An 18,719-nucleotide genomic window follows, 5' to 3' on the forward strand; every position below is an offset into this window, starting at 1 on the left:
TTTGCGTCATCGGGACGTCTTCTCATGACGCAAACCTCTTGATCAAGAGGGTGAGAGGTCGGCGAGGAGGGAAAGGGTTGGGGCATGTTCGGGATGCGCAAGGCTTGGGAGCGGGACCTCGGTGCCGCCGTTGACGAGTTGGTCGCCGCCGACACGCTTGCGTTCGGCGGCGTGGGGATCGCCGGCGCGACCCTGCCGGTGACCGAGGCGTACCGCCGCGTCGAGGCCGCGCTCGACGACCACCCCGAGGAGGTCCGCCGGCAGCTCGACCGGTTGCTCGCCGAGGGGTCACCCGCCGGCCGGGCGTACGCGGCGACGCTGCTGGAGCGCGCCGATCCGGCTGCGGCACGGGCGGCGTGGACGTCGCTGCGGGACGACCGCACCGAGTTCACCACCTTCGTCGGCTGCGTCATGGGGCGTTCCACCCTCGGCGACTACGCCACCCAGCGACTCGCGGCGGCATGACCGACCGCGACACCACAGGCCGGCCGCACCGGCACGGCACCGCACGGCGCACCCGGGCATCCACAATGACCACACCGGGCGACATCCCGGCTGCCGTCGGTAGCTGAGCTTTCGGTCACGACACGACTCAATTCGGTGCGCGAGGTTGTTACCGTCTGCGCCGACGTACCTGGGGAGGTGGTCGGGTGGACGGGGCGCTGGCGTACCTGGTGACGGCGTTTGTCGTACTCATCGTGCTCGTGCTCGTGCTCGTCGTGCGGACCCGCCGGCGGGCCGCGGCCCGGCCCACCGGCGTGCCGCCGGCCGCCGGGCCCACCCGCGACGGCGCCCACCGACTGGCGTCGGGTGATCGCGTGCGGATCGGCCAGCGGGAGTACGTCGTGAGCGGCACCATCCGCCTGGTCGAGGGGGACTGGAGCTGGGTGCAGCACCTCCTCGACGACGCCTCCGGCACGCCACACCGGCTCTCCGTCGAGGGCGACGGCGACCCCGAGCTGGAGTTGGTGCTCTGGACCGCCGAGCCAGGCGCGACGGTCACCCCCGGCGCCCCGACCATCGATCTCGGCGGGCTGCGGTACACCTGGGCCGAGACCGGGCAGGCGCGCTACACCGCCACCGGCGAGACCGGCCTGCCGCCGGCCGGGACGATGCGCTACCACGACTACCAGTCGGGTGGGAACGCCCGGCTCTCCTTCGAGGCGTACGGCGAAGAGGGTTGGCGGGTCGCCCGCGGTGACCTGCTCGACCCCGCCGACCTGGCGATCCGACCCACCGGCGACGGGCGCTGACCGACCCGACGCGCCCGCCGCGTTCGGCACGGCATGCCGGAGTGGCCGGTTGCCGATACGGTGTGGGCCCGATCTAGGGAAGGAGAATCGTGGTCGATTCCCAGAGCACGCCGGCCCGCCAGCGGCCATCCACCGTGACGATTTCCAGCTATCTGCTCTACCTGTTCCTGGCGTGCCAGGTGATCAGTCTCATCCTCACCCTCTCCACCCTCGGCAAGACCCGCGACGTGCTCCGCGACGCCTACTCGGGCAGCACCACCGAGGGCGCGGACCAGGTGGCGAACTTCGTGTTCGCGTTCGCCCTCGGCGCCGGCATCCTCGTGCTCCTGCTCGCGATCGTGCTGGCCGTGCTGGCCATGTTCAACAACCGGGGTCGCAACGGTTCGCGCATCACCACCTGGATCGTCGGCGGCATCATGGTCTGCTGCACGGGTGGCACCGTGCTCAACGGCGCGGGCGGCGGCAGCTTCACCACCGGTGGGAACAGCGGCGGTGACATGCCGAGCAGCGAGGAGGTCCAGCGCCGTCTCGAGGAGGCGCTGCCGTCCTGGATCGCCCCGGTCAGCATCACGCTCGGCGTGATCAGCCTGCTCGCGTTGCTGGCGGCGCTCATCCTGCTGGCACTGCCCAAGTCGAACGAGTTCTTCCGCAAGCCCGCCGCTGCCTGGGAGCCCCCGACCCCCGGCGCCAGCTACCCGGGCTACCCGCAGGCATCCGGCCAGCCCGGTTACCCGCAGGCGTCCGGCCAGCCCGGTCAGCCCGGTTACCCGTCGGCTCCCGGCCAGCCGGGCTACCCGTCGAGTGGCGAGCCGGGTTATCCGTCCGGTGGTGAGTCGGGCTACCCGACGACGCCGGGCCAGGCACCCGGTTCGGAGCAGCCGGGCACCCCGCCGCCCGCGCCGCCGTCGGGCCCGTCCGGCACCGACCGGCCGGACGACACGCCGCCGGCCGACCGCCCCGGGCCGACCCCGCCGTCGACCAGCTGACCGCTGGATAAGCACGACGCCGACGATCCCTCCGAGTAGGTTGCAACCCGACGCCTACCGGAGGGATCCGTCGTGTCGTACCCCGAATCGGCACCGCCCCGCCGGCCCGCCGTGGTCCTGCTGGCCTCGGCCGTGCTGCTGGTGATGGCTGTGGGCGCGCTCGCGTACACAGTCGTCGACCTGGCGGTGCTGGGCCGGACCGTGGACGCGTTCCGGGCTGCCGCTCGGGACACCTCGGCGAGCCCGCAGCAGATCGACGGTGTGGTGACCCTGCTGCGCGCGTCGGCGGTGCTGACCGCTGTGGTGGCCGCCCTCTCCGCGCCCGTGCTCGCCGGCCTGGCCCTCGGGCTGCTGACCGGTCGGCGTGGCGTGCGGGTGGCCACGTGGGTGGTCTGCGGGATCGGTCTGCTCGCGGGCTGCTGCAGCGTGGCGGTGCTCGTCGGCGAGCGGGCCGCGCCGCTGCGGCTGGGCGCCGACGAGCGGGCCACCGCCGAGTTGCTCGGCCTCATCTCGGACGCGTACCCGTCGTGGTGGATCCCGCTCAATGCCGGGCTTTCGGTCGGACAGGCCCTCGGTTACCTTGTGGTAGCAACGCTGCTGACCCTGCCGGCGGCCAACGCCTGGTTCGGTCGACACCGCCCCACCGCGCCGTCCGCCCCACAGGCGTTTCCGCCCGCACCGCACCAGCCACCGCCCTCCGCGCCCCCGTACCCGCCCAGGTGAGGACCCGCCCGTGACGCTCGATCCCACGACTGCCGAGCGACGGGCCCTGATCACCGGCGCCACCGCAGGCATCGGAGCGGCGTTCTCCCGACGCCTGGCGGCCGACGGCTGGCACCTGGTGCTGGTCGCCCGGGACGCTGCTCGACTGAGTGAGATGGCCGCGGAGTTGGGCCCCCGGCACGGTCGGGCCGTCGAGACCCTGTCGGCGGACCTGTCCACCGACGACGGCTGCGCCGCCGTCGAGCAGCGGCTGACGTCCGACAGCCCCGTCCACCTGCTCGTCAACAACGCCGGCATCAGCCTGAACAAGCCGTTCCTGCACTCCACAGCGGAGGACGAGGCGCGGCTGCTCCGGCTCAACGTGCACGCCGTCATGCGACTGACCCTGGCCGCGCTGCGACCGATGGCCGAACGGCGCGACGGGGCAGTGATAAATGTCTCTTCGGTTGCGGGGTTTGGCGCGGTGATGCCCGGATCGACCTACTCGGCCAGCAAGGCGTGGGTCACCAATTTCAGCGACTCCGTAGGCCAGTCGGCACGTCCATTCGGTGTCCGGGTGATGGCTCTCTGTCCCGGCTACACCCGTACCGAATTCCACGAACGGGCCGGCATCAACATGTCGAAGACGCCGGAGTGGCTGTGGCTGCGGGCCGAGGATGTCGTCGACGAAGCCCTTCGTGACCTGCGAAAAGGCAAGTTGGTAAGCATCCCGGCATGGAAGTACAAGGTGGCGGTCGCCGGTCTGCGACACGCGCCGATCCGACTGCTCCAGGCAGTCGCCCGCGACACCCGCAGCCGGATCGGTCGCGACGAACGCTGAGCCGTCGGCGCCTGCTGGCGCCGAACGCGCCGCCGTCGGGCGTTGGCGCACCGCCGCCAGGTCGGTCGCTGAGCGTAGTCGAACATCGCCAACCGTCGGTTCCTCGCCGGGCCGATCGGGGAGGGCCGTGCAGACGCCGTTCAGACTTGAGCAGTAACCTCTATCGCCATGGGGGACCACGACGACCTGCGTAAATTCATTACCGACCTGGCTGTGGTCCACGGACGGGTCGTGCTCTCCTCGGGGCGCGAGGCAGACTGGTACGTCGATTTGCGACGTGTCACGCTCCATCACCAGGCCGCTCCGTTGGTCGGTCGAGCGCTGCTCGATCTCACCGCCGACTGGGAGTACGAGGCCGTCGGTGGGCTCACCCTGGGCGCGGACCCTGTCGCGCTCTCGATGCTGCACGCCGCCGCTCCGACCGGCCGGGCCCTGGACGCCTTTGTGGTGCGAAAGGCGGGCAAGGCGCACGGTCTGCAGCGACGGATCGAGGGACCGGAGGTGGCCGGCCGCCGCGTGTTGGCGGTGGAGGACACGTCCACAACGGGCGGAAGTGTGTTGACAGCTGTCGAGGCGCTTCGTGAGGCCGGAGCCGAAGTCGTGGGCGTGGCGGTTATTGTTGATCGAGGCGCCGGCGACGCGGTGCGAGCCGCCGGATTGCCGTACAGGGCGGCCTATACGTTGGCTGACCTCGGCCTTGTGGCGTAAAAGTTTACCGATTCGGATCTGCTGATATGCAGGCGGATCGATGCTGCTGGTGGAAGGATGTAATACGTGGGAACTGCGTTGGCCGAAATGACAATGCCTCAGATCTCGCCGCTTGCCGGTGAGCCGATCGAACGTGCCGATGCCGAGCGTCTCGCGGGGGTCCTCAAGGCCCTTGCGGATCCCGCCCGGTTGCGGCTGCTCAGCCTGATCCAGTCGGCCCCCGAGGGCGAGGCGTGCGTCTGTGACCTGACCGCACCCCTCGGCCTCTCTCAGCCGACGGTCAGTCACCACCTGCGCATCCTCACCGAGGCCGGCTTGCTGGAGCGGGAGAAGCGCGGTGTCTGGGCGTACTACCGGCTGGTCCCGAGTGCGATCGCGACGATCGCCGACCTGCTGACCCCGCCGCGTAAGCGGGCCACCAAGAAGGCCCGCTGACGTAGGCGCTGCGCACCGTCCCATGCCGGGGCGGTGTCCGGTGGCGAACCAGGGGTGGCGCCACCGGTGGGTGATACCTGCTCGTCCTCGGCCGCACCGCCGCAGGGCGGGCCTGACATGCCGACGGCCGACCCCCTCACCAGGGGGCCGGCCGTCGTCGTCTCTCGGGTTCAGCGCTCCTGGCCGTGCCCCCGCCGGTCGTGCGGGTGCTCGTCGTGGTCGAACTTCTCGCGTACCGCCTCGACCGCGCCCGCGGCGCTGGCCGCCGCGACCACGGCGACCGCCTCGCCGCGCTTGCGCGCCCGCCGGTCCCGCAGGAACTCGAAGAAGATCGGCAGCACCGAGATCAGGATGATCAGGGCGACCACCGGCAGGATGTAGTGGTCGATCTTGTCGCCGATGGCCTTGTAGATCCGGTCGGCCAGCAGGTAGCCGATCAGCAGGATGCCGTCGACCCAGAGCACCGCGCCGACGATGTTCCACATCAGGAACTGCCGCGCCGGCATGCCCAGCGCCCCGGCGACCGGGTTGAGGAACGTCCGCACGATCGGGATGAAGCGCGCCAGCACCACGGCCTTCGCCGGGCCGAACTTCTGGAAGTAGTACTCGGCCTTCTCGACGTACTCCTTCTTGAAGAGCCGCGAGTTGGGCCGCTCGAACATCCTCCGGCCGTACCGCGCGCCGAGCCAGTGGCCCAGCTGGGCGCCGAGGATCGCGCAGATCGGCCCGCCGATCAGCAGGCCGGCCAGGGTGAGCCGGGTGCCGTCACCGAAGATGGCGTCCGCCACCGGCGAGGCGGCCACGCCGGCGAGGAACAGCAGCGAGTCACCGGGAAAGAAGAAGCCCACCAACAGGCCGGTCTCGGCGAAGAGGATCACCCACACACCCACCAGCCCGAAGGTCTGCAACAGGTCCTTGGGATCGAGCGGGTTCAGGGCGACGCTCTCCGTGAGAGCGCGGGTCTTCTCAGCTGTGTCCACGGCCACAAAGGGTACCGAAGCCCGGTGCCCGCACCGCGACGGACCGGGCCCTACCACCCGCTGGCCGTAAACGACGGCGCCCCGCCGACCATCGTGGTCGGCGGGGCACCCGTGGTGCGGGACGGATCGTGTCGTGCGGGCTGGATCAGGCGACGAAGCGGGTCCGGCGCCGCTTGGCCACCAGGTAGCCGCCAACGCCCGCGGCGAGCAGCAGAGCGCCGAGACCGGCGATCAGGCCGGTCGACTGACCGGTGATCGGCAGCGCGCCACCGTCACCGCCACCCTGGCCACCAGCGGCGTTCACCAGGATCTTGGCGGAGTCGTTGGCCGGCTTCAGGTCCTCGGTGAAGCCCTCGCACTCGCACTTGGCGTTGATGGTGACAGTGCCCTCGGCGTTCGGGATCACCTTGTCGATCCGGAGGCCGACCTCGACCACCTGCTCCTCACCGACGCCGATGAAGATGTCCGGGTAGCACCGGTAGAGCTTCGCTCCCGGCTTGCCGGCGTTCTCCCAGTCCTGCTGGTCGCCGTTAAGCGGCGCGCAGACCTCGGGCACCTCGACCGCGGTGGTGCCAGCCGGAACCGTGATGTCAATCTTCGTGACCGGCGAGCCCCCACGGCCGAAGTCGAGTGCGGCCGGACCGTCGTTACGAACGCCGACGGTCGCGGTGACCACGTCGCCTGCCTTGCCGGTCAGCTTGTCGCCGATCGCCACCAGGTCCGCGCCGTTCTTGCCGGTGACCTTGACGGTCATGCCGGACCAGTTGTTCATCGGGTCGGTGTCGGCCTGGAAACCGCGCGCCGCTGCCTTGGACGGAACGGTCGGAAGGGCCAGCACCGAACCCTTGCCCGGCTGCCCCATCGAGTAGCCCCCCGCCTGCAGGTACGCGGAGAAGTCCTCGAACTCCGAGACGGTCATCCAGTTGTAGTAGCCGTAGTCGCTACCCGGCGCGTAGGTGTCCTTGCCGAGCACGTAGGGCAGTGCTGCGGAGCGGGTCTCACCTGCCGCGGTCACTTCGGAGAAGGTGCAGGTCAGCAGGCGGCCGTCCTCGTACGTGCAGTTGCTGTACTGCTTGTCCGGGCGGATCGCGTAGTCCAGGTCGAAGACCGCCACGGCGCCCTTCGCCGCGGTCTCACCGGCGTTGCTCAGCGTGAGCGGAGCGCTGAACTTGCCGCCGGGGGCGGCCGACACGATGGCCTCCTCGCCCGGGGCGGCCAGGTCGACGCCCTCGCCGATCCGGATCTTCGCGGAGTGGCTCGCCGACTTGAGCCCCTCAGCGCTGACCGTGACCTTGAGGACGCCGGTGTCGCCGTCGGCAGCCTTCGCGGTCGGCGTCATGACCACGCCGAAGAGGCCGCCGTAGGCCCACTCCTCGAGGCCGATTTCGAACGGGTCCGTGCAGACCAGAACGCCGGCCTTCGGCGACTCGCAATCCGTGCCTTCGCCGTCGCGCTTGACCTGCAGAGTGCCGTCGAGATCGGTGTAGTCGTACGTGACCGTGAGGCCCTGGACGACCACCGGCTCGGAGGCGAACAGAAGGGGAGAGTCGATCTTGCCCTCGGAGCCGGCGGCGAGCGTGGTGTCGTTGAAATACACGCCCAGTTCGAGGGGAGCTTCCTTGGCGGCGGCGATGGCCGGGCTGGCGGATGCGGCGACGAGCGCGCCTGCTACGCCCAGTCCGGCGAGCCAGCGCCGCGAGGTGTGAGTGAGCATTCCGGGTTCCTCCCGAAGGAATGACGAAAGGGGGCGGTGCCCGCCGCGGATGGGGCAGCGGGCACCGGTGTTGCGGGGTGGATCAGGCGACGAAGCGGGTCCGGCGGCGCTTGGCCACCAGGTAGCCGCCAACGCCCGCGGTGAGCAGCAGAGCGCCGAGGCCGGCGATCAGGCCGGTGGACTGACCGGTGATCGGCAGCGCGCCACCGTCACCGCCACCCTGGCCAGCGCCGTTGCCGCCGCCAGCGGAGGCCGGGTTGATCACGATCTTGGCGGTGTCGTTGCTCTTGTTCGGGTCACCGGCCAGCTTGGCGGTGATGGCACCCGAGGCGTCCGGGACGACCTTGTCGATGCGGAGACTGAACTCGTACCAGTTCTCGAAACCCTTGGGGCTCTCGGTGATCTGGCAGCCGTACTCCTTTGCGCCCGGCTCGCCCCAGTTGCCGTTCCACTGGTCCCACTCCTCGTCCGAGGTGTAGGGCTGGCATTCGCTGGAAACCTCTACCGCCGTGGTGCCTTCGGGAACCTTGACCCGGAACGCCGGACGCCCCTGGTACTCGAGCAGGGCGGGGCCGAGGTTCGTCACGGACGTCCGTACCTGGACCACGTCACCCTTCTTGCCGCTGGCCGTCGCCCCCTTGACGCCGAGATCGGCCGGGTTGTCGCCGGTCACCTTCACCGAGATCTCGGTGTAGTTGTTCATCTGGTCCGGGTCGGTCTGCTTCGCCAGCGACTTGGCCTCGGGCTGCTCCACGAGGCGCAACTTGTCGCCCTTGCCCGGCTCGCCATCCTGTGGCCAGTCGCTGCTGACGATCTCCCAATCGTCCTTGGTCCACCAGACGCCCGTCGTCAGCAGGTCGGCGTTGGTCCGGAGGTCCTTGTCGAGCTGGAAGGGCAGCTTGTCGGAGAGCTGGTAGCTCTTGCCCGGCTTCAGCTCCTCATCGAAGGTGCAGAGCGCCCCCAAGCCGTCGATCACTTGGCAGTTCGAGTAGTCGCCCACGTAGCTGACGAGGTAGTCGCCGTTCACCAGGAGTACCGCGCCCTGGCTGACCGTCTCGCTGCCGTTGCGAACCGACGTCGGCATGTTCACCTTGGTGCCGGGCGCGCCGCTGACGCTGGCCTCCGGAACGGTCTGAAGGTCGACGCTCTCCGCGACGGTGACGGTTGAAGCCCCCTTGACCGTCTTTCCGCCGGAGGTCATCGCGAGCTTCAGCTGACCGGTCTGGCCCGGCGTGGCGTTGGGCTTGCCAAAGACCTGGATGCCGAGCCAAGGCGTGTCGTCCTCGGCGAAATCGGTCTCGCAGTGCACGACCTGGCCCGAGGTCTCGCACGCCCATTCCCAGCCCTCACCCGGCATCTCCAGAGTGGCGAAGTCGGAGATGCCGGAGAAGTCGAAGTCGAGCGTGGTGTGGCCGAACTGGTGTGGCTTGTCGAAGTCGTTCGGCTCGGTGTAGATGTACGCGAAGCCGCCGTGATCCGGCGTGGTCAGGATGTCCTGAGCAATGATCTTGAAGGGGTCACCTTCGGCGAGGGCCGGGCTGGCGGAGGTGGCGATGAACGCGCCTGCTACGCCCAGTCCGGCGAGCCAACGCCGGGTGGAGTGGGTGAGCATGAGGGGGATTCCTCCAGTTGGGGGATTCAGGTGCAGCCTGCGGATCTTAAGGAATCCCTAAGGTTCGCCGTCGCCCCTGATCACCGCTCGGTCGGCAACACGAACCGAAAGGTTGATCACCGGCACCGCAACGTTCCAGCCCTCCGGGCCCGTCAATTGAGGCAGGACCTCGGGAGGTGCAGTGACGTACGAGGAGTTCGCGGACGCGCGACTTGCCCCGCTGCTGCGGTACGCGGTGATGCTCACCGGTGATCCGCACCAGGCGCAGGATCTCGTGCAGGAGACGATGGTCCGCGTCCAGCTCAACTGGCGGCGGGTCGCCCACGCGGACTCACCCGAGCGGTACGTGCGCCGGATGCTCACCAACCAGTACGTCGACTGGAAGCGCGGCTCGTGGATGCGTCGGGTGCTGCTGCGCGGTGATCCCGACGACTCGCTGCCGGCGTCCGCGGACCACGCCCAGTCCGCAGTTGACCGGGACCAGATCTGGACCTGGCTGTCCCGGCTGCCGCGCCGGCAGCGCGCCACCCTCGTGCTGCGCTACTACGAGGATCTGCCCGACGCCGAGATCGCCGACATCCTCGGCTGCGCCGTCGGGACCGTACGTTCGTCCATCTCCCGGGCCCTGGCCACGCTCCGGGCCGAGTACGTGGAGGTTCGCTCATGATCGAAGATGACCTGCGGGCGGCCTTCGCCCGGCACGAGCCGTTGACCCCGCCGACCGGCCCGCTGCGTGCCGCCATCGACCGGCTGACGATCAGACGGCGCCGACGCCGTCGACGCTGGCAGGCCGGTGGCACCACGCTGGCCCTGCTCGGGGTGCTGGGGCTCGGGGTGCCCCTGCTGACCCCGGAGCCCGCGGGACCTCCGCCGACCGCCGAACTGCTCAGCGAGTCGAGTCGGCCGGCGCCGACCGGCGCGCTTAACGTTCTGCTGCTCGGCATCGACGGCGACGGACCGAAGAGCGCACGCGCGGATTCGGTGCTGTTGGTGCACATCCCGGCCGACCGCAGTCGCCCCTACCTGATCTCGCTGCCCCGCGACCTCGGCGTGCCGATCCCGGGCCAGGGGACCGACAAGCTGAATGCCGCGTTTCCGTTCGGCGCCGGGTTCACCCGCCCGGAGATGGCCAAGGGGTACGAGCTGACTCGGCGTACGGTGACCGAGCTGACCGGGATCCAGGTGGACGCCGGCGTGGTGCTGACGTACCGCGCGGTGCGCTCGCTCAGCGACGCCGTTGGCGGGGTGCCGGTCTGCCTGCCCGATGAGGTGCGCTCCGTCCACACGAAGCGGCTGTTCCCAGCCGGGTGCCACCGCCTCGACGGCGCCGCGTCGGTCGACCTGCTCCGCCAGCGCTATGGTCTGCTCGAAGGAGTCCAGGATCGGGACCGCAACGCCCGGGTCTTCGCATCCGGCCTGCTGCGCCAGGCCGCCGACCAGGGCGTACTCACCAATCCGGCACACCTCGCCAAGCTGCTGACCACCGTCGGCCCCGATCTCGTCGTGTCCCCCGACCGGGCCGCTGTGCTGGACCTGCTGCGGCTCGTCCCCACGCTGCGGACTGTCGATCCGGTCGGGCTCAGCCTGCCGGTCGTCGGGGTTTTGGAGAAGGACCGCTACCTGCGTACCGACCCGAAGCTCGCACCGGAGTTCCTGACGGCGCTGCGGGAGGACCGGCTGGGCGACTGGGCGGCCCGCCACCCGAAGCTGGTCGACAACGCCCGCTGAGGTCAGCGGTAGTCGTCCTCGTCGGTGGTGATCACCCGGGCCTGCTCCATCGCGTCCCAGTCGTCGACCTCCAGGCCGCGCTGCGGCTCGGCGTCGACGTCGGTGGGGTCGAGCGCGGCGGCCTGCTCGACCGCGTCGGCCGGCTCCGCCTCGTGGTCGCGCTCGTCCGCGGCGAGGTGGTCGCCGGGGGTGAAGTCCTCATCGGGCTGACCCATGGTCCCTCCCGGGTTCTCGGGGCACGATTCTCACCACCGTACGGGCTGCGTCGGCGCCGCGCGCGGATGCCGAGTCGGCCGAATCAGCCCGTGACGGCGCGAGCCGATGCCAGGATGGTGCCGTGGGCTTCCTCATCCGATTGGCGATCACCGCTGTCGCGTTGTGGGTGACCACGCTCATCGTGCCCGGCGTCGACGTGCACGGCCGTTCCGGTGGCAACACCGTGCTCACGCTCATCGTGGTGGCGCTCATCTTCGGCGTGATCAACGCGGTGCTCAAGCCGATCATCCGGGTGGTCGGCTGTGTGTTCTACCTGCTGACCCTGGGCCTGTTCGCGCTCGTGGTCAACGCGCTGCTCTTCCTGCTCACCGACCGGATCGCCCGCGGGCTCGACCTGCCGTTCCAGGTGGACGGCTTCTGGGCGGCGTTCTGGGGAGCGATAGTCATGACAGTGGTCACCTGGCTGATAAGCGTCATCGTGCCGGACCGTCTGGACGGCCGGTGAGCGGCTGACACCCCCCTCGGTTGGTCCTGCGCACCACACCTGCGGGATACTGCCCGGCGGAGGACAGCGCGGTCCGGCGCACACGTGAACAACAGCGGCCAGCACGGCCGAGAGTGGTAAGTAAGGAGCGCATCACATGCCCATCGCTTCTCCCGAGGCCTACGCGGAGATGCTGGACCGCGCCAAGGCTGGCCGGTACGCGTACCCCGCGATCAACGTGACCTCCTCCCAGACGCTTAACGCGGCGCTCAAGGGCTTCGCCGACGCGGAGAGCGACGGCATCATCCAGGTCTCCACAGGTGGTGCCGAGTACCTGTCCGGTCCCTCGATCAAGGACATGGTCACCGGCGCGGTGGCGTTCGCCGCGTACGCGCACGAGGTGGCCAAGAAGTACTCGGTGAACGTCGCCCTGCACACCGACCACTGCCCGAAGGACAAGCTGGACAAGTTCGTGCGTCCGCTGATGGGCATCTCGCAGGAGCGGGTGAAGCGCGGCGAGGAGCCGCTGTACCAGTCGCACATGTGGGACGGCTCGGCCGTGCCGGTCGCGGAGAACCTGCAGATCGCCTCGCAGCTCCTCGACGAGGCCGCCAAGGCCAAGATCGTCCTCGAGATCGAGGTCGGCGTCGTCGGTGGCGAGGAGGACGGCGTCGAGAACGCCATCAACGACAAGCTCTACACCACCACCGATGACGGCCTGGCCATGGTCGAGGCGCTCGGCCTCGGCGAGAAGGGCCGCTACATGGCGGCGCTGACCTTCGGCAACGTGCACGGCGTCTACAAGCCGGGCAACGTCAAGCTGCGTCCGGAGATCCTCAACCAGATCCAGGAGGCGGTCGGCGCCAAGTACGGCAAGGACAAGCCGCTCAGCCTGGTCTTCCACGGCGGCTCGGGCTCCCTGCTGAGCGAGATCCGTGAGGCTCTCGACTACGGCGTGGTGAAGATGAACATCGACACCGACACCCAGTACGCCTTCACCCGGCCGGTGGCCGACCACATGCTGCGCAACTACGACGGCGTGCTGAAGATCGACGGCGAGGTCGGCAACAAGAAGCTGTACGACCCGCGGGCCTGGGGCAAGGCCGCCGAGGCCGGGCTGGCCGCTCGGGTCGTCCAGGCGTGCGAGGACCTGCGCTCCACCGGCACCACGATGACCAGGTAACGACGTCCCACCGACGGCCGGCTCTCCCTCGGGGAGCCGGCCGTCGCCGTCAGGCCGTCAAAAGGCGTACGGCCTCGTGGACGTCGTCGGTCAGGTGGATCGTCGACGACAGGTCACCGAACGGGGACGCGGCCAGCAGCGGACGCAGCAACGCCTCCACCGGCAGCTCCCGCGTCCAGTAGTCGCGGTCCAGGAAGATGTACGCGCCGCTGGTCCCGTCGGTGCCGTAGTAGGTCTTGGTCGCCGCCTGGAACACCTCCTGCACCGTGCCCGCCCGCCCCGGCGCGAAGACGATGCCGCCCCGGGCGAGCCGCAGGATCGTGTCCTCCCGGATGGCGTTCGAGAAGTACTTGGCGATCCGCCCGGCGAACAGGTTCGCCGGCTCGTGCCCGTACAGCCAGGTGGGGATGGCCAGCCCTCCGGTCCGGGCCCACCCGGAGTCGCCGGCGCGCTGGCGGGGCACGCCCGCGTACCGCTGCCGGACCGTCAACGCCACTGCCGTGTACCGGTGGTGGTCGGTGAAGTCGGGCGCGGTGGCCAGCAGGTCGATCGCCGCGGTCAGGTCCGCCGCCGGCCGGTCCGCCAGGTACGCGCCGAGGTTCGCCGCCTCCATCACGCCGGGACCGCCGCCGGTCACCACCAGGCGGTCGGCCCGCGCCAGCTCCCACCCCAGCACGGCAGCCATCCGGTACGCCGGACTGCCGCGCCGCACCGCGTGCCCGCCCATGATGCCGATCACCGACTGCGGCCCGTACCCGTCCAGCCAGGCGCGGGTCGCGTCGGCGAGCGCGTTGTCCACGCCGTGGTCGTGCAGCCGCTGGCCGAGCGCCTCCTTCACGTCCGGCAGCGCCCCACCGTGCGCGCGGTAGTGTTCGTACACCCGGGTGTCGTACATCCCGGCGAACCCGCCCTCGGCGAACCCGGCGGCCAGGTCGTCCGGGGTGTAGAGGTGCGCCGGCTGGGTCGGGTACGGCAGCCCGGAGAACGGCGGCACCACGTTCGCGCCGCGCCGGACCAGGTCGGCGCCGACCTCCCGGGAGGCGAACCGGCAGCCGAGGAAGAGCGTGCCGGTGACCTCGACGCCGGTCAGGTCGGGCACCGGGGCGAGGTCGAGGCGGAGCCCCTGCACGGTCAGCCCGGTCAGGCGGCCGGTGACCAGTTGCCTGTCGAACTCGTCCCGGGTCTGGATCTCGTCGGCGTGCAGGTGCGGTTCGATGACGTCCGTGGGAGGTGGGGTCGGCACCGGGCCATCCTGCCCCTTCGGCGGGGCCGGCCAAACCCCGGGCGGGCTGTGGACACGACAGGAGCCCGGCGGTCGTGGCCACCGGGCTCCTGCGTAACCGGTTCCTGGGGAGGCTCCGGACCAATAGTTGTAGTGGAAAACACCTGGCGGCGGCATAGGCCGCAGGCGTGACCAACTCCTCAGCCGTTCAGCGGAACGCGTCGGCCGACCCGCTCGCGTGTCGCCCTGTCCAGCGGGTTGAATGGGGCGATGCAGAACCTTTTGCCGGAGCCACCGGCCACCCTCCTGCCCGCGAACGACGAGGCCGACGCCGCCCTGGCCGCCGCACAGGAGGCCGGCACCGACGAGGCGTTCGCCGAGGTGGCGGCCCGTTTCCCGACCTTCAGCGCGGCCTGGGGCGCGCTCGCGGCCCGGGCGTTCGCGGCCGGTGCGGTGGTGACGGGGTACGCGTACGCCCGCACCGGCTACCACCGTGGCCTGGACCAGCTCCGCCGCAGCGGCTGGAAGGGCCACGGACCCGTGCCGTGGTCGCACGAGCCCAACCGGGGCTTCCTCCGCTGCCTGTACGTGCTCTCCCGGGCCGCCGACGAGATCGGCGAGGCCGACGAGGCGGCCCGCTGCGCACAGTTCCTACGTGACTGCGACCCGGCCGCGGCGGACGCGCTGGCCAGCAACTGAAACCGGCCCGAGGGCCGGCCCGACGCGGGCCGGCCCTCGGCGGCTACAACCCCTCGGCGACCGCGGCGGCGATCTTCAACCAGGCGTCGCGGGTGGCTGAGGAGAGCCCGCCGTACCGGATCGGCTCGCCGCTGTCGATGAGCCGCTCGTACGGCGCCAGCAGCACCGCCCGGGTCCGGGCCGCGAAGTGCTCCTGGATGGCCGGCAGGTCGATCTCCTTGCGCGACGGCGGCATCGACACCACGGTCACCGCCTGCCGGACCAGCCGCTGCCGGCCGCTCTGCTCCAGGTGGTCGAGCATCCGGGCGGCCGTCTCCGCCGAGTCGTTTCGGGCCGACATGGTGACCACGAGTTGGTCGGTGGCGTCCATCGACGCCTGCCAGTTCTGCGCCCGGACGTTGTTCCCGGTGTCCACGAAGATCAGCTTGTAGAACCGGCTGACCACCTCGCGGATCTCGGCGAACGCGGCGGCGGTGAGCATCTCGCCACCTGTCGCCGACTCGTCCGAGGCGAGGACGTCGAACATCCCCTCGCCCTGCGAGCGCACGTACTGCGACAGGTCACCGACCCGACCGTGCGCGCCCTGGAACTGCCCGAGGTCGCGCAGCATGTCCCGCACCGTGCGGGAGTGGAAGTCCTGCTGGGCCCGCATGCCGAGCGTGCCCTGGGTTTCGTTGTTGTCCCAGGCCAGCACGTAGCCGCCGCGCTTCTGGCCGAATGTCATGGCCAGCAGCAGGATCGCCACCGTCTTGCCGGCGCCGCCCTTCGGGTTGACCACGGTGACCTGCCGCAGCCCGCCGAAGTTGCGGCGCACCATTTCGATGTCCCGCTTGAGCTCCTGCTCGTGTCGCCCCGGCGAGAGCCGCACCAGGCCCATCTTGTTGACCACCGCGCGTACGCCCATGGTGGCAACCGGGTCGGCGGGCCGTACCTGCCGGCGGCGGGCGAAGTCCTCGGCCGTCGGCGCGGCCGAGGTCTCCGGCGTCCAGGTGGCGTCCGGGTAACCGGTGGCCGGCACCCGCGCCACCGGGTCGGTCTCCTGGTACTGCTGGGGCGGCGCCGGTGGAACCGCCGCCGCGCCCTGCTGCCAGGGCGGCGGATACCAGCCCGGCGACGGCGGGAACGGCCCCGGTGGCGGGGTCGGCACCGCGCCCTGCTGCGGAGGCTCGACAGGTGTCGGGCCGGCCTGAGCGGGAACCGTCGGCGAGTACGTCTGGCCGGCGTAGGTCTGGCCGGCGTACGTCTGGCCCGCACCGGCGCCCTGGTCGACGGCGGGCGGCGGCGGAACGGGCGGGGCGGGGATCGGCGGTGTGACGGCGGCCTGGTCCTCGACCGACGGGATCGGGTTGGCCGGCCGCTGCGGCGGATACGCCCAGGGCGACTCGGTCGCCGGCCGCACCGCCCCGACGGCAGGACCGTCCTCCCCGACACCGGCTGCTCCGCCACCCTGCGACGCCGGTCCAGCGGTGGCCGGCCCTGCGGTGCTCGGGCCTGCCGTGGTGGGTCCTGCCGTGCTTGGTCCTGCCGTGCTTGGTCCTGCCGTGCTTGGTCCTGCCGTGCTTGGTCCTGCCGTGCTTGGTCCTGCCGTGCTTGGGCCCGCCGTGGTCGGTCCTGCCGTGCTTGGTCCTGCCGTGCTTGGTCCTGCCGTGCTTGGGCCCGCCGTGGTCGGTCCTGTCGTGGCCGGGCCTGCTGCCGGCAGGTCTGCCCTGTTGGGCCCTGCGGTCACCGGGCCTGCCGTGTTAGGCCCTGTCGTCACCGGGCCTGCTGCGGGCGGGCCTGCCGTGGTCGATCGGTCGACGGGCATGGCCGTTGCCGGCGGGCGGTCCAGGGAGAACGGCAGGTCCAGGTCAACGCCGCCCGACGCGACCGGCGGGTCGGCGACCGGACCCGGGCCGGGCTCCACCGGCACCGCTCCGGTCTCGGTGCCGGTCCCCCCGGTGGTGCCCGTGGCTCCGGTCGTGGTGCCCGTGGCCTCGGTCGTGGTGCCCGTGGCTCCGGTCGTGGTGCCCGTGGCTTCGGTCGTGGTCCGTGTCGCCTCGGGCGTGGTGCCCGACGTGCCGGCCGCGGTGCCCGCCCACGCGGAGGTGGTCGCAGGCGCCGCAGTGCCGGTCGCCGCAGTGCCGGTCGCCGGAGTGCCGGTCGTCGGCGGGAACGTGTCGCTACCTGGCCCGATGAGAGCGCCCACCGCAGGCGGCACCGGTGCTGTCGACGGAAAGGGCGGTGCGGGCGGAGTGGCCGGCCCGGGTGGTGTGGGCGGCCCGGGTGGTGTGGGCGGCCCGGGTGGGGCAGGTGGAGTGGGCAGCGCGGGTGGGGTGGCTGGCGTGTCGGCCGGCGGCCAGCTCGGCTGTGCCGGCGCCCAGCCCGTGCCCACCCCGCTCGGGCCGGTGGCTCCCCAGCCACTCGGCGGCGGCACCGCCCCGGTGAGGGACGGATAGTCCGACGGGGACGGCGGCGGCAGGGCCGCGGCCCCCGGTTGCCCGGGAACCGGGGGACGGCCGGTCGGCGGCGCGGCCACCGGCGGCGAGATGGTCGACGGCGGCGCGGGGGGCGGCGGGCCACCCCGCTGCTCGGCGACCGCCGCCCACGGCGGCACCACGTCACCCGCGCCCCGCTCGGCCGGATCCGGTGGCCAGAGTGGTTCGATGTCCCGCTCCGGCACCGGCTGCTGGCCGGGCACCTGCGCCCGGTCGGCGTTCTTGTCCATTACGGTTCCTCCCCAGTCCTCCTGCGAGGATAGGCCCACCGGACGACCGGGGCCGGTCGGCGCAGCCGGGGTCAGACCACCCAGACCGCCCAGGCACCCGGTTCGATCCACCAGGAGCGCTTGCGCGTCAGCTCACCCTCGACGCCATCGTCGAGATAGGGCACCTTTCCCTCCCGGGGCAGCACCGACACGGCCCGTCCCCGGGCTCGCCGCACCTCCAGGCGTACCCGCTTGCGTCCCAATGCCGAGCGGACGACCACCGGGACGGCCACCGCGACCTCTACCTGGCCGTCGGCCGGGTCCGGCGCGGCCAGCAGCGTCACGTCGTCGAGCGACGCGTACCCGCCGGCGTTGCCGATCGCGCAGGCCAGCAGCGGTTCGTCACCGTCGGTGAGGATGGCGTCGTCCACCTCCACCCGAGCCCGCCAGTGCAGCGGGCGGCCCGCGTCGTCGGCAGCGCCGAGCAGGGCGCCGTCCAGGGTCACCGAGCCGCCGTCGTTGCGCAGCAGGTCCAGCCGGCGCGGCGTGCCGTCCAGCACTGCGGTGGCCACGGCCGCCGGGTTGCGCGGCAACCCGAGCTGCGCGGCCAGGTCCCGGTGGGCGCCGCCGCGCGCCGGGTCGAGAGGGAGTACGGCGACCGGCGGCAGGTCGGGCAGGGTCCGGTCACCCCGCAGGTCAGCCGGGCGCTTGCTCGGCGCCGGGGCGTACCGCTTGACGAGTCGGCGCAGCACGGCGCGCAACTGCGCGTCGTTCGCAGTGGCGACGACCAGCCGGGTCTTGCCGTCGGAATCCGGCCAGGTGAGACCGTCCGGGCGGGCCGGGCCGTCGAGTTGGGCCAACACCGCGTCGATCTCCGCGTCCGAGCGGGCGGTGACCGTCTGCACCCGGGCGCCCCGGGCGGTCAGCGCATCGGCGCAGGCCAGCACCGGCACCCGGGGCCGATCGGTGGCGCACTGCTCGGTGTCGGTCTGGCTGCTGCTGGCCTGATCGGCGTTGGCTTGACCGGCGTTGGCCCGGCCGGTGTCGGCCTGACTCGTCGGGGCGGCGTCGGCCCCGGTCGCGCCGCCGCAGCAGGCCCCGCCGCTGCCACAGCCCCCGGGAGCGTCGCGCTCCGAAGCGAGGGTGAGCAGCACCACGTCGTACACGGAAGGAGCCTCCTGCCTCTCGACGCGACCCCTGCCGGTCGCGCCGTCACTACTTGTTAACCTGACACCCCGGGCTCGCCAACCGGTCGCCACCTGGCACCCGAGCC

General features: G+C 71.3%; 20 protein-coding genes. 13 read left to right on the forward strand and 7 right to left on the reverse strand.

The genetic code is table 11. The features are described 5' to 3' along the window. Positions 1 to 84 precede the first annotated feature (84 nt). The 7 genes from OOJ91_RS21925 to OOJ91_RS21955 all read left to right on the forward strand — a co-directional run bounded on the left by OOJ91_RS21925 (position 85) and on the right by OOJ91_RS21955 (position 4,925). Complete coding sequence (locus OOJ91_RS21925) at positions 85 to 465, forward strand: hypothetical protein (protein WP_266247762.1); 381 nt, start codon at positions 85 to 87, stop codon at positions 463 to 465. Positions 466 to 650: 185 nt separating this feature from the next. Beyond that, positions 651 to 1,253, forward strand: coding sequence for a DUF4178 domain-containing protein (locus OOJ91_RS21930; protein ID WP_266247763.1), 603 nt, complete (start codon positions 651 to 653; stop codon positions 1,251 to 1,253). An 89-nt stretch (positions 1,254 to 1,342) separates the two neighbouring features. Then, positions 1,343 to 2,239: a hypothetical protein gene (locus OOJ91_RS21935; protein ID WP_266247765.1), complete on the forward strand. Its 897-nt coding sequence runs from the start codon at positions 1,343 to 1,345 to the stop codon at positions 2,237 to 2,239. Positions 2,240 to 2,311: 72 nt separating this feature from the next. Then, positions 2,312 to 2,962 carry a hypothetical protein gene (locus OOJ91_RS21940; RefSeq protein WP_266247767.1) on the forward strand — a complete coding sequence of 217 codons (651 nt, stop codon included), beginning with the start codon at positions 2,312 to 2,314 and terminating at the stop codon, positions 2,960 to 2,962. Positions 2,963 to 2,972: 10 nt separating this feature from the next. Then, the gene (locus OOJ91_RS21945) at positions 2,973 to 3,782 is read left to right on the forward strand and encodes an SDR family NAD(P)-dependent oxidoreductase (RefSeq protein WP_266247769.1); all 810 of its coding nucleotides are present in this window, start codon (positions 2,973 to 2,975) and stop codon (positions 3,780 to 3,782) included. Positions 3,783 to 3,950: 168 nt separating this feature from the next. Continuing rightward, entirely contained in the window at positions 3,951 to 4,490 is a 540-nt protein-coding gene (gene pyrE, locus OOJ91_RS21950; protein ID WP_007454251.1) for an orotate phosphoribosyltransferase, read from the forward strand. A gap of 93 nt (positions 4,491 to 4,583) precedes the next feature. Further along, entirely contained in the window at positions 4,584 to 4,925 is a 342-nt protein-coding gene (locus OOJ91_RS21955) for an ArsR/SmtB family transcription factor (RefSeq protein ID WP_013730828.1), read from the forward strand. Between the two features lie 170 nt (positions 4,926 to 5,095). Here OOJ91_RS21955 and OOJ91_RS21960 read toward each other — a convergent pair whose 3' ends face one another. The 3 genes from OOJ91_RS21960 to OOJ91_RS21970 all read right to left on the reverse strand — a co-directional run bounded on the left by OOJ91_RS21960 (position 5,096) and on the right by OOJ91_RS21970 (position 9,231). Beyond that, positions 5,096 to 5,911: a DedA family protein gene (locus tag OOJ91_RS21960; RefSeq protein ID WP_266247770.1), complete on the reverse strand. Its 816-nt coding sequence runs from the start codon at positions 5,909 to 5,911 to the stop codon at positions 5,096 to 5,098. 139 nt (positions 5,912 to 6,050) lie between these two features. Continuing rightward, positions 6,051 to 7,619: an LPXTG cell wall anchor domain-containing protein gene (locus OOJ91_RS21965; protein ID WP_266247772.1), complete on the reverse strand. Its 1,569-nt coding sequence runs from the start codon at positions 7,617 to 7,619 to the stop codon at positions 6,051 to 6,053. An 82-nt stretch (positions 7,620 to 7,701) separates the two neighbouring features. After that, complete coding sequence (locus OOJ91_RS21970) at positions 7,702 to 9,231, reverse strand: LPXTG cell wall anchor domain-containing protein (protein WP_266247773.1); 1,530 nt, start codon at positions 9,229 to 9,231, stop codon at positions 7,702 to 7,704. Between the two features lie 181 nt (positions 9,232 to 9,412). Here OOJ91_RS21970 and OOJ91_RS21975 point away from each other — a divergent pair, with 181 nt between their 5' ends. Beyond that, on the forward strand, positions 9,413 to 9,898 hold the full coding sequence (locus OOJ91_RS21975) for a SigE family RNA polymerase sigma factor (protein ID WP_266247774.1): 486 nt from the start codon (positions 9,413 to 9,415) through the stop codon (positions 9,896 to 9,898). Continuing rightward, positions 9,895 to 10,959 carry an LCP family protein gene (locus tag OOJ91_RS21980; protein WP_266247776.1) on the forward strand — a complete coding sequence of 355 codons (1,065 nt, stop codon included), beginning with the start codon at positions 9,895 to 9,897 and terminating at the stop codon, positions 10,957 to 10,959. Before OOJ91_RS21975 ends, OOJ91_RS21980 begins: the two co-directional genes overlap by 4 nt. Positions 10,960 to 10,961: 2 nt before the next feature. Here OOJ91_RS21980 and OOJ91_RS21985 read toward each other — a convergent pair whose 3' ends face one another. Further along, on the reverse strand, positions 10,962 to 11,174 hold the full coding sequence (locus OOJ91_RS21985) for a hypothetical protein (RefSeq protein ID WP_266247777.1): 213 nt from the start codon (positions 11,172 to 11,174) through the stop codon (positions 10,962 to 10,964). 122 nt (positions 11,175 to 11,296) lie between these two features. Here OOJ91_RS21985 and OOJ91_RS21990 point away from each other — a divergent pair, with 122 nt between their 5' ends. Together OOJ91_RS21990 and fbaA are read left to right on the forward strand one after the other, a co-directional pair. Continuing rightward, entirely contained in the window at positions 11,297 to 11,680 is a 384-nt protein-coding gene (locus OOJ91_RS21990) for a phage holin family protein (protein WP_266247778.1), read from the forward strand. A 136-nt stretch (positions 11,681 to 11,816) separates the two neighbouring features. After that, positions 11,817 to 12,842 (forward strand): class II fructose-bisphosphate aldolase, encoded by a 1,026-nt coding sequence (gene fbaA / locus OOJ91_RS21995; RefSeq protein ID WP_266247781.1) that lies wholly within the window; start codon positions 11,817 to 11,819, stop codon positions 12,840 to 12,842. A gap of 49 nt (positions 12,843 to 12,891) precedes the next feature. Here the strand turns inward: fbaA and OOJ91_RS22000 are convergent, their stop codons facing one another. Continuing rightward, on the reverse strand, positions 12,892 to 14,085 hold the full coding sequence (locus OOJ91_RS22000) for an LOG family protein (RefSeq protein WP_266247782.1): 1,194 nt from the start codon (positions 14,083 to 14,085) through the stop codon (positions 12,892 to 12,894). Positions 14,086 to 14,334: 249 nt separating this feature from the next. On the opposite strand from OOJ91_RS22000, the gene OOJ91_RS22005 reads away from it, so the two are divergent. Next, positions 14,335 to 14,763 (forward strand): DUF3151 domain-containing protein, encoded by a 429-nt coding sequence (locus tag OOJ91_RS22005; RefSeq protein ID WP_266247783.1) that lies wholly within the window; start codon positions 14,335 to 14,337, stop codon positions 14,761 to 14,763. 43 nt (positions 14,764 to 14,806) lie between these two features. On the opposite strand, the gene OOJ91_RS22010 is transcribed toward OOJ91_RS22005, so the two are convergent. Further along, the gene (locus OOJ91_RS22010; RefSeq protein WP_266249795.1) at positions 14,807 to 16,567 is read right to left on the reverse strand and encodes a MinD/ParA family ATP-binding protein; all 1,761 of its coding nucleotides are present in this window, start codon (positions 16,565 to 16,567) and stop codon (positions 14,807 to 14,809) included. Positions 16,568 to 16,709: 142 nt separating this feature from the next. On the opposite strand from OOJ91_RS22010, the gene OOJ91_RS22015 reads away from it, so the two are divergent. Further along, positions 16,710 to 17,198 (forward strand): hypothetical protein, encoded by a 489-nt coding sequence (locus OOJ91_RS22015; RefSeq protein WP_266249879.1) that lies wholly within the window; start codon positions 16,710 to 16,712, stop codon positions 17,196 to 17,198. 340 nt (positions 17,199 to 17,538) lie between these two features. Here OOJ91_RS22015 and OOJ91_RS22020 read toward each other — a convergent pair whose 3' ends face one another. Then, complete coding sequence (locus OOJ91_RS22020) at positions 17,539 to 18,612, reverse strand: hypothetical protein (protein WP_266247784.1); 1,074 nt, start codon at positions 18,610 to 18,612, stop codon at positions 17,539 to 17,541. Positions 18,613 to 18,719 lie beyond the last annotated feature (107 nt).

The sequence above is a fragment of the Micromonospora lupini genome (genome assembly GCF_026342015.1).
Taxonomy (GTDB): Bacteria; Actinomycetota; Actinomycetes; order Mycobacteriales; family Micromonosporaceae; genus Micromonospora; species Micromonospora lupini_B.